We start from the raw sequence: 13,560 nt of genomic DNA, 5'->3' as shown, positions 1-13,560 counted from the left end.
GAATCGCCGCGCACTGCCGGCGCGACGGTTTCATCCGCAGGGCCAGCCGGCTATTGGCAGCGATGCTGCTGGCGACCGCTGTGCCTCCGGCGCATGCGTCAGAGCGTTTCGCACTTTACGCGCGCAAAGGCCTTAACCCGGCGCGCACTTCATGCGCGAAGATCATCGGTTCTTCCCACGCCGCGAAGTGCCCGCCCGTTTCGGGCTTGTTGAAGTAAATCAGGTTGTGATACGCCTTTTCTGTCCAGCTCTTCGGCGCCTGGTAATTTTCTCCGGGAAACGCGCTCACAGCGGCAGGCACACTGACGTCGGCCGCGAGAAAGAAGTTCGCGTGCGATTCCCAATAGAAGCGCGCCGCCGAAACCCCGGTATTGGTGAGCCAATAGAGTGTGATGTCGTCGAGCACGTCATCGCGAGTGAGCGCGCCTGCGGAATGACCGTTGACGGGATGACCGAGCACGGCAGCGCTCAACGCCGCGGCAGGCTGGCCGTAACCATCGCCGTGATCGAGCAGCCAGGACGCCAGCGCGACCGGCGAGTCGGCGAGGCCGTACAGCGTCTGCGGGCGTGTGCCCATTTCGAACGCGTAGCCGCGCTTCTTCTTGAAGTTCGCGCTCAACTGTTCATACGCGTGCTGCTCTTCGTCCGATAAGCCGGCAGGCATGGCGTCGCCCGCGGCAAGCGACTTCAGAACCTCTGCGGGAACCGAAGCAGGGAAGTTCACGTGAATGCCCATCAATTCAGGCGGCGCCTGTTTGGCCATGATGTTCGTCACGATGCCGCCGAGATCGCCTCCCTGCGATGCAAAACGCTGATAGCCCAGCCGCTTCATCAACGTGACCCACGCACGGGCGGTGCGCTCCGGACCCCAGCCCGTTGTGGTAGGTCTCGCTGAAAAACCATAACCGGGCAATGATGGAATCACGAGATGAAACGCATCCGAAGCCGGCGCGCCATACGCAGTCGGATTGACGAGCGGATCGATGATCTTGAACTGTTCGATCACCGAGCCGGGCCAGCCGTGCGTCACGATCAACGGCATCGCGTTGTCGTGCTTCGAGCGCACATGGATGAAATGGATATCGAGTCCGTCGATCTCGGTGACAAACTGCGGATACGAATTCAGGCGCGCTTCGCATTTGCGCCAGTCATACCCGGTCGCCCAGTATTGCGCGAGCCCCTGAATGGTGGCGAGCTGAATACCCTGCGATTCGTCGGATACCGTCTCACGATCCGGCCAGCGCGTGGCCTTGATGCGACGCCGCATGTCGGCGAGCTGCGAGTCGGGGACATGAACATGGAACGGGCGAATCGCGGTCTTGTCGCCGTTCGCGGGTTCCACGATTTTGCCGACTTCCGGGTTCCTATCTGCGAAGGCGAGGCGGCTCAGCGAGCCCGCGGCGAGCGCCGCGGCGGCCATGCCCACGAACTGTCGACGCGATGAGGATTGGGGGGTGTCTTGTGACATGGAATCGATCTCCTGCCTTGAATTGAGTGTCGCGCTGCGCGTGAAGTGTTCGACGTGCAGCTTCACGAAGTGATGCGTGCTCGTAGGCTTGCGACCCGGCGTCCGGTTCGCGATCGCGTATTTGACCGGATGAAGGTATCCCGTTTGTGTCTGAAAGTTAGATGCGTGTAAGGGCGCGTATCCAGTCTGTTTGCAGATACATTCGGATACCAAACGGGATGGGGGCGAGAGGGGGAGTGACCACCTGGGTGGCGTGACGTGATGACGGGTCAGCCGCCTTTGCTATCCGGATCGGCTTCCCTATTCTTCGCGCCACGCGAAGACCGCATTCGATATTCGCCTGGAGACAATCCGGTCTTGCGCTTGAACAGTTGTCGAAATGTGCTGATATCGCCATAGCCGACACGTTGGCTTACCGCCTCGAGTCCAATTGGGCGCGTTTCCAGTAGGCGTTTCGCGACCTCGATACGCAGGTTTTGCAAATACGTCAACGGAGCCAGCCCGACGGCTTCCTTGAAACGGCGATTGAGCGTGCGTTCGCTGACAGCAAGCGATGCCGCCAGATCGCTCAACCGGAATCCTTGCTGCAGTGTAGCTTCCATCTGCTGCTGGGCGCGCGCGACGAGCGTGTCGGTATGTCCATGTTCGTCGAGAAGCGTTGCGAAGGAAGCCTGCGACGTCCGGTTCATGTCGATCAATAGCGCCTTCGCGGTCATCGAAGCGAGTTCTTCGCCGGCGAATGTTTCGACGAGGCGCACAGCGAGATTCAGATACGAGGTCACGGAGCCCCCCGAGATGATGCCGTCTTGCGCGATCAGCAGTTCGTTTGCGCGAACTTCGACGCGCGGATAGTGGCGCGCGAAGTCCGACGCTCTCGCCCAGTGCGTCGTTGCGGCGCGGCCATCCAGCAGGCCGGCCTCGGCGAGCAGGTAATTCGCCGTGCAATAAGCCGCCAGAACAGCGCCTGCCTTGCGTTGGCGCCGCAGCGCGGCAGACAGTTCGTTCAACTGCTCGCGGCGCCCGATGAACTCGTCGATGTTCGAGAAAAACGGTGCCGTCAGCAAGACGGCGTCTGCCCGTTTGCGCGGGTCGATCTTTCCGTCGACCTGAATGGTTTGACCCGATGCAGCCGTAACGGGACGCCCGTCGAGCGATTCCACGCGCCACACGAACATGGGTGTGGACGTTGTGCCCGCTGCAGCCCCGCGTGCATGGAACTGATTAGCGGCGCTGAAGACGTCAACAGGCCCCGCGACGCCGGACGCGAGGATTCCGTCATAGACCCAGATGCGGATGATAGCCATAAACGTGTCCGAAACTCCACGAATAATGGCGATCCTGCCACTTCTGGCCACGCGAGTAAACCCTGATCATGGCCACATCCAATTAACTGAACGCAGGAGCAGCACCATGCCGATGATCGACGCACTGTGGCCCGAGGACGCCTTGACGCCCGAGGCCGAAGCCCGCCTCGTCAAGGAACTGACCGATATCCTCATCAGGGCCGAAGGGTACGATCCCGCCAGTGAGATCGCACAGCGTGTCACTGTATTCCATCTTCATCGGCCTGCTGCGATCTACGTCGGAGGTGAACGCACGAACACGATCCGCTACCGGATCATCCCGTCCGCACCCGAGGGGCAATACACCGACGAATCGCGGCGCTTCCTCGTCAGGCAGGTCACGGAAGCGGTGGCGCGCGCGGAGAACCGGCCGTTCGACGACGTCGCGCCGCGCGTCTGGGTCTTCCCAACCGAGATACCCGATGGCGCCTGGGGCACGCGCGGTGCGATCTGGATGCTGCCCGATATTCATGCGCTGCTGGCGGGCGAGTCGGAGCGCGGCGCAGGCGTTGCACGGCTTGCGCGACGCCGCCTCGAAAAAGCGCGCATCACGCTCGAAGCCGCGCTCGATGCCGCCAGCGCAGGCATCGCGAGCAAATCATCCCTGGAGCGCCCAGCATGAAATTCAACGACACAGCCCCCGTTATGGCACCCGCAGGCGGTCCGCCGCTCTGGCTGACGAACCTCGCTGAAAACGCGACGCTTGAGGCCTCCGTGCTGAAGCGTCCGATCGAAGGACGGGCCGATATTCTCTCCGTGATCAAACACGCGGTCTCGCTCTACGAATTCCAGCAACACAGCTACAAGGGCGCGATTGGCGATGGTTTGTATATGGAGTCCTATCGCTCGCAGATCCAGGGCGTGCCGATCGAGACGGTGGTCGTCGCCCACATGAACGAGCAAGGCGAGACGGAGTCCGTGGTCATTAGTCATCGCCCGCTCAATGCGGTGCTGCTGTTTTCGAAACTGATGTGGGAGCGGGTCGACGAGCGCTTCCGGGATCGCTATCTGAGCGGACCTGAAGCGGCGGCACTGAATACGGTATCGAGCCCGGCCTCACACGAGGACGGTTGCACTGGAGCCACTTCTCGATGACAGATGCTCATGATGACGTACGCGAACGCTATCGCACGACCGGTCTGATCGAGCGGCTGAAAACCGCATTCATAGACGGTGTTCGCTGCCGTGCGATGAAACGGCTTCTTCTTAATTCGACGACAGCCACTGTGCTGATCGCTTCCGCTGGAGTTTCCATGGCGCACACCACTCCGATGCCATCCACGCCGACCACGAAGATACTGGCGATTGGCACCTTTCCGCCGGGCACGGACATGCAGCTTGTCCAACACATTCTTCCGTCCGAAGCTCGCGAGACGGCGCAACTCTACCTGGAGGGCAGGATTGATCAGTGGTATTCACTGCAAGACCGGGCTGGGGTGGCGTTCATTTTGAACGTTACCGACGTGAGTCAAGCGGATGAAATGCTCGAGGCACTTCCATTGGGGAAAGCGCACTTGATGACATTCTCGCTGTTCCCAATAGGCCCATTAAAGCCATTGGGCAAGCTTTTGAATCCGCCTTCGCCCCAGTAGAAAGCGCTGGAGCGTACAGGGCTGCTGCGCCGCCGCCTTGGGGCGCCCCGAGGAATTCCGAAGCAACGAAGCGCCTTTGGCTGGCGCAATTTCGCACTAAACGAGAGTGACGATCATGTTCAAACTAGTAACGAAGGCGACGGTCTTCCCCGCAGTAGCTGTCGGCGTTTCCGCATGCCAGGTTGTGCCGGCATCACCCTCGTCGGCGCCGAAAGTTGAAGTCGGCGAGTTGCAGATCAATCCCGACATCAGGCTGCGTCATATGGTCTATCGGCCTGCGCATCCAAAAGGTACGGTGCTGTTCCTGCACGGCTTCCCGGAGACGATGTATGCGTGGAAACCGATTGCCGAATCCCTGTCCAGCGACTACGAGGTGCATGCGTTCGACTGGCCTGGCTACGGGCAGTCTTCGCGTCCCGGCGCTGATCGCTTCGGCTACGCGCCGAAGGATTATGCGCGTGTGCTGGCTGACTATATCCGGGCGTCCGGCATCGACAGTTCGAAGCTGGTGATCTATGCAACCGATATCGGGGCCCTGCCTGCGCTGCTGGCGGCATTGGAGCAACCCGATATCGCCAGGGAGATCATTGTGGGCGACTTTGCCCCGTTCAACCGCCCCCAGTACATGTACGAAAGCCTGCAGGGCCTGAAGTCAAAGCCTTCGTCCGACGCCGTGCGTGCCGCGATGAACAGGAACCGTGACGAAATCCTGGCAAACACATTCTTCCGCGGCATGTCAGCGGAGGAGCGCTACGCGTTGCCCGAGGAGTTCAGGGACGATATGGCGAAAGGGTGGGACGGTGATGTCACGTCGGCAGACGCCTTCTTCCATTACTACTCCTGCTTCACCCGCGACCAGGACTACTTCGAAGCCAATATGGCCAAGCTGAAGGTCCGCGTTAAGGTGGTGTGGGGCGAGCAGGATATCTACATCAAGAAGGAAATGGGCGTTGAGTACGCCGACCGTAGCGGTCTGAAGCTTTCGGTCCTCCCTGAACTCGGCCACTTTCCGCATCTGCAAGCGCCTGAACAGACGGTGAACGAAGTTCGGGCTGCGTTCAGCGCGGGCAGCAATCCTGTGTGACCAGGGCGAGTTTTCCGACACCGTCATACCTCGTTTGCCGTGATTCAAACTCAGCCACGTGCAAGGCTCGTTCGATCATGGCTGCGACTTGTTCGAGAGAGAACAGAGGCGTCCGCTTATGGTTCGCCATCCAGTTCTCCCATTTCCACGCCGCTCAGTGCAGGCGCACGTCGGGATCGAGCCCGGTCAGCAACGCCACCACGGCGTGCGCCGACGGACCAAACTTCGTGAGCCCCGGTATCAGGTTGTCGCGCAGGAGGCCGACGAGCTTCGGCCGGTCGCGCGCGAGTTCCATCAGGAGCCTGATGTGGCTCACGACCTTTTCATGTACGGCGTGGCGAAGCCGCCCGTGGTCCTCGAGGCGCCCCGGCTGGTTCGCCAGAAAGTCGGCTGCGCAGTGCGCGAAGCCCCTGGTGTCCTCGATGCCGAGGTTCATCCCCCGCGCGGACGGGCGAATGGATATGGGCGGCATCGCCCGCGATTGCGACCCGGCCGCCCCCCTCCTTTACCGCGAACTGGTGACTGACGTGGAAATTTCGACGTCCATGTCGTCGGGCCGACGCGTGTGGTGCCGGGCGGCAGGTGGTCCCTCATCGGCGAAACATTTTCTGAGGACATTGAAGGTGACTCGCACGTTCGCGCATTGCAGGTTCGACGCGACGATCGCTCCGCAAGTATGGTCAGCGTGTCGCCACGGCCCGACCGGGCCGGTTCATTCGTCGACCATGATGCGAGGGATCAGCAGCGCCGCGGTCGGCGATATTCCTTGAGCTTCGTCGTTCCGGCGCGCCAGCCAAAAACAATTGCTGCCAGGATGACAGTTGCGGATTGGGAGCGCAGACTTAATAGGGTCACCGGCCAGCAAGCGATTCGAAGTTGACTTAGTTACCATAAATGATCATAATATCAACTATGCGGGTTGTTTTGCGTTGGAAGTGCCCAGCCGGCACTCCATGTGCCCGATACAACGGCAAACGGTAAGTTATCGATGGCGCAATCGAAGCGACGATCGCGTTCGCAACAGCGGGGATCGCCGCTGTTGCTGCGCAACTACGGGTGTCCAACGCCCGCACCATCGGTTAAGTGGTCGTTCGAAGCGAATCACGCGACGTCCCGAGCGTGAATCAATTAGGTTCGATCAGGCATCCTGTCGTCTTGCCGTCTCACTGTTCCCGACAATTGAGCGCATCGTTCACACCGCCGTGTACCGTGCACCATGATGCGCGGACATCATCCCCGAGGCCGCTGCTTGCGATCGGAACAACCATGTGATGAACAGCCGAAGGTGCACCCATGACCAACTACCATCGCCAATCGCTCATTTGGGGAGCCGTCGCCTTATCGGCCGGCATTCTTCTCTGGAGCCTGCGCGCCGTGCTGACGCCGTTTCTTCTCGGAGCAATGATCGCGTACATCCTGCAGCCAGGCGTCGAATGGCTTGCACGTCATCGCACGCCAAGAGGACTTGCTGCGCTTCTGATGATTTCTCTATTCGCGTTGGTGATCACGTCGGTCGCTTTGCTTGCATTCCTGGTCATCCAGGAGGAAGTGCCTGAATTCGCAAGACAGGTTCCATCGCTTGCGGCGAAGCTGGAGGTCATTCTCAAACCGCGGCTCGCATGGTTGGGAATCACCTACTCGCTCGATCTGGCGAGTGTCCGTGATTGGGTTGCGGCACATCTGATCGCAAGCGAGCAGGGCGCTGCTCTCACCCTTTGGCGGTACCTTGGTACAAGCGGCAATGTAATGATCACTGTCGTGGGGAATGCAGTGCTGGTGCCACTCGTGCTCTTTTATTTGCTCTACGACAGGCATGAGGCTTTCGCCCGCCTGGAAAGCTTCGTGCCGCGGCGCTGGCTAGGAAGGACGCGCGTCTTCGTCGCAGAGATCGATCACATGATGTCGCAATATCTGCGGGGGCAACTGCTTGTCGTCGCGATACTCGCAGCGTTTTACCCCGTTGCACTGGCGCTCGCCGGACTGGCCATCGCGCTGCCGATCGGTCTTTTGACGGCGTTTGCCGTTTTTATCCCCTACGTCGGATTCGCGACGGCGCTGACGATGGCGCTGCTGGCTGCATTGCTGCAATTTCACGACTTGTATGGCCTCGGTGCGGTGATTATCGTGTATGGAGTCGGGCAGATTCTCGAAAGCGCTATTCTTACGCCGCGGCTCGTCGGCGAGCGTATCGGTTTGCATCCGCTGGCGGTCATTTTCTCGTTATTGGCTTTTGGGAAGCTTTTCGGTTTCTTCGGTGTTCTGCTTGCGCTACCTGCGAGCGCCGTCTTTGCTTCGGCTTTGCGGGAACTGCGTCGCCGTTATCTGACAAGTGCGTTTTACCAGGCGTGACCACGTAGCGGCCACGCGCCCTTGGACGGCACGTTTCGGCAAGGCAACCGGAGTGTGGGTGCGCGAGCGGCCTCCCTATGGACGCCTCCCGACAGAATCGAGATATCTAATACGCACTGCAGGCAGACGGAACGCCTAGCGGTCGACGCCCGTACTCAATCTGTCCGCTCGCGGCCGGGCGCAGCACTATTCCACTTCAGCCGGCTACATCCTCTGGCGCCGCGGGCAGCGGACGCCGGGCGATCTTTTCTGCCTCCAGCCGTTTGAGGCCAAACCCCTGCAGGACGATGGCCGCTGTACGTTCGGCAAACCTGTCAACTCTGGACCGTAACACCTTCCGCGGGCGAACCGTCCGCATCGATGATGCTGACATATCAAGCTCAGCAGCGACTCCTGCGATCACAGTGCCAATTGCGGAAACGACGCAAATCAACTCATCCGCGATCATGAAGCGCTTTCGTGAAATTCCTATCGCCGCATCTCGCAGCAACCGCTGACCGAGACCCGTGCTTAACGCACGCGTAGATAGCCCCTCGCGTATCAAGAATTGTCCCCAGACCGGCTCGCGGCAGGCACGCAGGAGCGTATGGCGCACTGACACGGCGATCACTTCCGCCGGGTCGGCCAATCCGGTGGTGACTCCGTCAAGCCTGTTCGCGAAGTCTTCGAAGAGCCAGTCCACGAGCGCTGCGAGGATGACTTCCTTTGATTCGAAGTAGTTGTAGAAAGACCCGAAACCCACGTCGGCGGCATTCGTGATCTCGCCGATCGTGACGCTGTCCATTCCTTTTTCCGTCACTAGTCGGAAGGTGGCGTTCAGCAACCGGACTCGAGTCTCGTGCTTGCGTCGGGCTAAACGGGGCGATTGCCCAAGCACCGGCTCACGGCTTGCGATCTGCGCATCGACCGCCGCCGACCGACCGCTTGCACGCTTGTTATGGACATCTGGCACGTTGCCTCCCGATTCTCTGTTGCATCAGATTTTAGATTTATGTGTCATGATTGACAATAGTATCAAACATGGGTTTAATGTCACCTCATGCGGTTAGCGTCGCAGCAGCGGGACGCAGCGCAATCGTCTTTGATGCGCTTCAGGCACTGGGATCGCGATTCGTAGGGTCCCGTGCACATAGGGCGCGGGGGCATGAGCCGACGCGACTATCCGGTGCTGCTGTCCCGCTGCCAGGTGCAGCCTGGCGGTCGCGATGACGCGCCGCAACGCTTCGGAACAACGTTCAGTAGCGTTGTAAGCGGATCAGTAACGCATCGGATGGCATTCCGACTTTTGCGCTGGTGACAAGGCGTGCTTCTCACGCACACCACGGCTCCCGTCGGCGCGAGTCACTTTTCTTCCTGGATTCATCACCTGCCTTGTAAACATCGTGAAACATTCCGGTCCTGTCGCGCTGAAACGGGCGCGCTCCTCGTTTCCTTCCCTGTTCCGGCCAACGCACCGGATACCCGTTGTCATCATGGTGTGCAGCGCATTTTTCCTTAGCGCATGCCATCAGCGCGAAGCGCTCGTGCCGCAGCCAAAGCCCGTGGTGGCGCGCGTGGTTCATCCCGATGGACGAACGGCGGACGCATCGTTGCCGGCGCAGGTGCAGGCGCGCTATTCCACGCCTCTGTCGTTTCGGGTCGGCGGCAAAGTGATTGAACGGCGCGTGCGTATCGGCGACACCGTGAAGGCGGGACAAATCGTTGCGCTCCTCGATCCGACCGATCTGCAAAACAATCTCGTCAACGCGCGCGCGCAACTCGACGCTGCCGAGCATCGTCTCGTGTTCGCGAAGCAGCAGCTCGATCGTGACGAGGCGCAGGCCCGTGCGAACCTGATCGCAACCGCGCAGCTGGAGCAGACCCAGGACGCCTACGCTTCCGCGCTCGCACAGCGCAATTCCGCTCTCGCACAGATGGCACTTGCGACGGATCATCTCCGCTATGCAACGCTCACTGCCGAGCACGACGGGGTCGTCACGTCGGAAGATGCCGATACTGGCCAGAACGTGCAGGCCACCCAAGCCGTGTACCACCTCGCCTGGACGGGCGACGTCGACATCGTCTGCGACGCGTCGGAAAACACGGTGAACGCGCTGAGAGTCGGCAGTAAGGCGAGCGTCTCGTTGTCGGCGCTGCCCGGCAAGTCATTCGATGCGTCCGTGCGCGAGGTGTCCGCCGCCGCAGATCCGGAAAGCCGCACATGGCGGGTCAAGCTGACATTGACCGCACCCACTGCCGAAGTGCGTCTGGGCATGACGGCCAACGTTGCGTTCCAGGACGCACGCGAGAGCGGCACTGGTAGGGCCTTTACGCTGCCGGTGACAGCGCTTTTTCACCAAGGTGAAAAGCCTGCCGTGTGGGTAGTCCGTAACGGTAGCGACGCGCTCGAACTGCGCCCGGTAACGATCGCGCAATACGGCGAACGCACGGTGTCGATCGCTGCCGGTCTGCACGATGGCGACCGCGTCGTACTGCAAGGCGTGCATGCGGTGAGTTCGGGCCAACACGTGCAGATGGTGCCTCCGCTACATCCGGAGGACTTTCCGTCATGAACGCGCGTGACCAGCAAAATGCGCGCGACAGCGCGCCCGTAAGTGCCTCGAACGAGACAGGCGCGAGCGGAACCGGTTTCAATCTTTCAGCCTGGGCGTTGCGGCACCAGCAGCTCGTGATCTTTCTGATCGGCCTCGCCACGCTATTTGGTGTGATCGGCTATACGCATCTCGCGCAGTCGGAAGATCCGCCATTCACGTTCCGCACCATGGTCATCAAGTCTTACTGGCCGGGCGCGACTGCGCGCGAAGTGCAGGAGCAGATCACTGACCGCATCGGCCGTCAATTGCAGGCTGCGCCCTATGTCGACAACATCAAGAGCTACTCGCGGCCCGGCGAGTCGATGATCTTCTTCGCAATGAAAGATTCTGCGCCCGTCAAGGATGTGCCCGAGACGTGGTATCAGGTCCGTAAAAAAATCGGCGACATCGCGGCGACGCTTCCGAAAGGAACAATTGGCCCGTTCTTCAACGACGAGTTCGGCGACGTCTACACGAACATCTACGCGCTCGAAGGCGATGGCTTTTCTCCCGCGCAACTGCACGACTACGCGGACAAACTTCGCACGGTGCTGCTGCGCGTACCCGGCGTCGCGAAGGTCGACTACTTTGGCGACCCCGATCAGCACATCTTTGTCGAGATCTCGAACGCGCAACTGACGCGGCTGTCGATTTCGCCGCAGCAATTGGCTCAGGCCATCGACGCGCAGAATGCCGTTGCCCCCGTCGGTACCATCACGACGGCGGATGACCGCGTGTTCGTGCGCCCGAGCGGCGCGTTCAAGGACGAGCAGGCGCTCGCGGACATGCTGCTAACGGTCAACAAGCGCACATTCCGCCTCGGCGACATCGCGGCCATCAAACGTGGCTACGATGATCCGCCTGTCACGCAAATGCGTGCCGGCGGCCAGGCGGTGCTCGGCATCGGCGTGACGATGCAAAAGGGCGGTGACGTCATCGACCTCGGCAAGGCGCTCGACGCAAAGACCGCCGAACTGCAGGCGACGCTTCCCGCGGGTCTCAGGCTCGCGCCGGTCTCGAGCATGCCCCATGCGGTCAAGCACTCGGTCAACGAGTTCGTGCGCTCGGTCGGTGAAGCGGTGGCGATCGTGCTTGTCGTCAGCCTCGTTTCGCTGGGGCTGAGAACCGGCATGGTCGTCGTGATCACGATTCCGATCGTGCTGGCGATGACCGCGCTGTGCATGCATCTGTTCGGCATTGGCCTGGACAAGGTGTCGCTCGGCACGCTCGTGCTGGCGCTCGGTCTGCTCGTCGACGACGCGATCATCGCCGTCGAAATGATGGCGGTGAAGCTCGAACAGGGCTGGAGCCGCATGCGTGCTGCTGCCTTCGCCTATACGAGCACGGCCTTTCCGATGTTGACGGGAACGCTAGTGACGGTCGCTGGCTTTCTGCCAATCGCGCTCGCCAAATCGAGCACGGGCGAGTACACGCGCTCGATCTTCGAGGTGTCGGCGATCGCACTGATCGTCTCGTGGTTCGCGGCGGTCGTGCTGGTGCCGCTGCTCGGCTTTCATATGCTGCCAGAACGCAAAGGTCACGAGGGAGCGGCTCACGCGCACGAGCACGATGTCTACAACACGGGTTTCTACCGGCGCCTGTCGGGCTGGGTCACGTGGTGTATCGACCGGCGCTGGGTGGTGCTAGGCGTCACCGCCGTGCTGTTCGCGATCGCAATGGCGGTGTTCACCCGCGTGCCGCAGCAGTTCTTTCCGAACTCGGAGCGCCCCGAACTGCTGGTCGACCTGAGGCTGCCGGAAGGCGCTTCGTTCGAGGCGACGCTGCGTGAAGCGAAGCGGCTCGAAAAGGTGCTGGACAGCAAGTCAGAGATCGAACATTACGTCGACTTCGTGGGGACGGGGGCGCCGCGCTTCTATCTGCCGCTCGATCAACAGCTGCAACAGCCCAACTTCGCGCAGTTCGTCATCACCGCGAAGGACGTCGAGACGCGCGAGGAGTTGATGCACTGGCTCGACGCGAAACTCGAGAAAGACTTCTCTGGCGTACGTACGCGTGTCGCGCGACTCGAAAACGGTCCGCCCGTGGGCTTCCCGATCAAGTTCCGCGTCAGCGGCGACGACATTGCGACGGTGCGCTCGATCGCGGATACGGTGGCGGAGCAGGTCCGTGCCGACCCGCGCACGCGTAACGTCCAGTTCGACTGGGACGAGCCAGCAGAGCGTTCAATGTCATTCGAGATCGATCAGAATCGGGCACGCCAGCTTGGCGTCACCTCGCAGGACGTCTCCAGCTTCCTCGCGATGACGCTTTCCGGCTACACGGTCACGCAGTACCGCGAACGCGACAAGCTGATCAACGTCGACCTGCGCGCGCCGAAGAACGAGCGGGTCGATCCCGCAAAGCTCACGAGCCTGGCGATCCCCACGCCCAACGGCCCAGTGCCGCTCGGCTCGCTGGGACACGTCCGCGACACGCTGGAATACGGGGTCATCTGGGAGCGCGACCGTCAGCCGACCATTACCGTGCAGGCCGACGTGCGCGGCGACGCGCAGGGCATCGACGTGACGCGCGACATCGAGCATGCACTCACCGTTGCGCGCGCCAGATTACCCGTCGGTTACCGGATCGAGGTAGGCGGCGCGGTGGAAGAGAGCGTCAAGGGCCAGACATCGATCAACGCGGAAATGCCGTTGATGATCATCGCGGTGCTGACGTTGCTGATGATCCAGCTGAAAAACTTCGCAAGAACCTTCATCGTCGTGCTGACCGCGCCGCTTGGCTTGATCGGCGTGGTGGCCGCGCTGCTGCTGTTCGGCAAGCCGTTCGGCTTCGTCGCGTTGCTGGGCGTGATCGCGATGTTCGGCATCATCATGCGCAACTCCGTGATTCTGGTGGACCAGATCGACCAGGACATCGCAGCGGGGCAGCCGCGCTTCGACGCGATCATCGGCGCGACCGTGCGGCGGTTCCGGCCCATCATGCTGACGGCCGCCGCTGCCGTGCTCGCGCTGATTCCACTGCTTCGCTCGGGCTTCTTTGGCCCGATGGCAACCGCGCTGATGGGCGGCATCACCATCGCCACAGTTCTGACGGTGTTCTTCCTGCCGGCGCTCTACGCGACCTGCTTCAGGGTCCGGCGTGACGAGCGCGACGCGCAACCAGTCGTCGTCGAGCATACGGAGGTTTGATC

At 61.2% G+C, this 13,560-nt stretch carries 11 protein-coding genes and 1 pseudogene; 7 read left to right on the top strand and 5 right to left on the bottom strand.

Annotated elements, in window-relative coordinates; all coding sequences use genetic code 11:
* Nucleotides 1-115: 115 nt before the first annotated feature.
* Nucleotides 116-1,468, bottom strand: a complete 1,353-nt coding sequence (locus QFZ94_RS36580) for an alpha/beta fold hydrolase (protein ID WP_429462884.1) — start codon at nt 1,466-1,468, stop codon at nt 116-118.
* A 269-nt stretch (nt 1,469-1,737) separates the two neighbouring features.
* The gene (locus QFZ94_RS36575; protein WP_429463648.1) at nt 1,738-2,772 is read right to left on the bottom strand and encodes a GlxA family transcriptional regulator; all 1,035 of its coding nucleotides are present in this window, start codon (nt 2,770-2,772) and stop codon (nt 1,738-1,740) included.
* A 106-nt stretch (nt 2,773-2,878) separates the two neighbouring features.
* On the opposite strand from QFZ94_RS36575, the gene QFZ94_RS36570 reads away from it, so the two are divergent.
* The 4 genes from QFZ94_RS36570 (at nt 2,879) to QFZ94_RS36555 (ending at nt 5,487) form a co-directional block, all read left to right on the top strand.
* Complete coding sequence (locus QFZ94_RS36570) at nt 2,879-3,433, top strand: Tautomerase enzyme (protein WP_368585062.1); 555 nt, start codon at nt 2,879-2,881, stop codon at nt 3,431-3,433.
* Nucleotides 3,430-3,906, top strand: coding sequence for a hypothetical protein (locus tag QFZ94_RS36565; protein ID WP_429462883.1), 477 nt, complete (start codon nt 3,430-3,432; stop codon nt 3,904-3,906). Before QFZ94_RS36570 ends, QFZ94_RS36565 begins: the two co-directional genes overlap by 4 nt.
* Entirely contained in the window at nt 3,903-4,403 is a 501-nt protein-coding gene (locus tag QFZ94_RS36560) for a hypothetical protein (RefSeq protein ID WP_368585060.1), read from the top strand. The genes QFZ94_RS36565 and QFZ94_RS36560 overlap by 4 nt, the downstream gene beginning before the upstream one ends.
* 115 nt (nt 4,404-4,518) lie before the next feature.
* Entirely contained in the window at nt 4,519-5,487 is a 969-nt protein-coding gene (locus QFZ94_RS36555) for an alpha/beta fold hydrolase (protein ID WP_429462882.1), read from the top strand.
* 154 nt (nt 5,488-5,641) lie between these two features.
* Here the strand turns inward: QFZ94_RS36555 and QFZ94_RS36550 are convergent, their stop codons facing one another.
* Together QFZ94_RS36550 and QFZ94_RS36545 are read right to left on the bottom strand one after the other, a co-directional pair.
* The gene (locus tag QFZ94_RS36550; RefSeq protein ID WP_410852019.1) at nt 5,642-5,923 is read right to left on the bottom strand and encodes a hypothetical protein; all 282 of its coding nucleotides are present in this window, start codon (nt 5,921-5,923) and stop codon (nt 5,642-5,644) included.
* Nucleotides 5,924-5,939: 16 nt separating this feature from the next.
* Nucleotides 5,940-6,026: pseudogene (locus QFZ94_RS36545) on the bottom strand (hypothetical protein); the annotation flags it as partial.
* 754 nt (nt 6,027-6,780) lie between these two features.
* Between QFZ94_RS36545 and QFZ94_RS36540 the strand changes: the two are divergent.
* A complete protein-coding gene (locus QFZ94_RS36540; protein ID WP_429462881.1) occupies nt 6,781-7,836 on the top strand; it encodes an AI-2E family transporter in 1,056 nt (351 codons plus the stop codon).
* A gap of 196 nt (nt 7,837-8,032) precedes the next feature.
* On the opposite strand, the gene QFZ94_RS36535 is transcribed toward QFZ94_RS36540, so the two are convergent.
* Nucleotides 8,033-8,788: a TetR/AcrR family transcriptional regulator gene (locus tag QFZ94_RS36535; RefSeq protein WP_429462880.1), complete on the bottom strand. Its 756-nt coding sequence runs from the start codon at nt 8,786-8,788 to the stop codon at nt 8,033-8,035.
* 520 nt (nt 8,789-9,308) lie between these two features.
* Between QFZ94_RS36535 and QFZ94_RS36530 the strand changes: the two genes are divergently transcribed.
* Nucleotides 9,309-10,388: an efflux RND transporter periplasmic adaptor subunit gene (locus QFZ94_RS36530; protein ID WP_368585055.1), complete on the top strand. Its 1,080-nt coding sequence runs from the start codon at nt 9,309-9,311 to the stop codon at nt 10,386-10,388.
* Complete coding sequence (locus QFZ94_RS36525) at nt 10,385-13,558, top strand: efflux RND transporter permease subunit (RefSeq protein ID WP_429462879.1); 3,174 nt, start codon at nt 10,385-10,387, stop codon at nt 13,556-13,558. The genes QFZ94_RS36530 and QFZ94_RS36525 overlap by 4 nt, the downstream gene beginning before the upstream one ends.
* Nucleotides 13,559-13,560 lie beyond the last annotated feature (2 nt).

This window comes from Paraburkholderia sp. JPY465 (assembly GCF_050436725.1).
Taxonomy (GTDB): domain Bacteria; phylum Pseudomonadota; class Gammaproteobacteria; order Burkholderiales; family Burkholderiaceae; genus Paraburkholderia; species Paraburkholderia youngii.
This window is presented reverse-complemented; position numbering and strand designations above follow the sequence as displayed.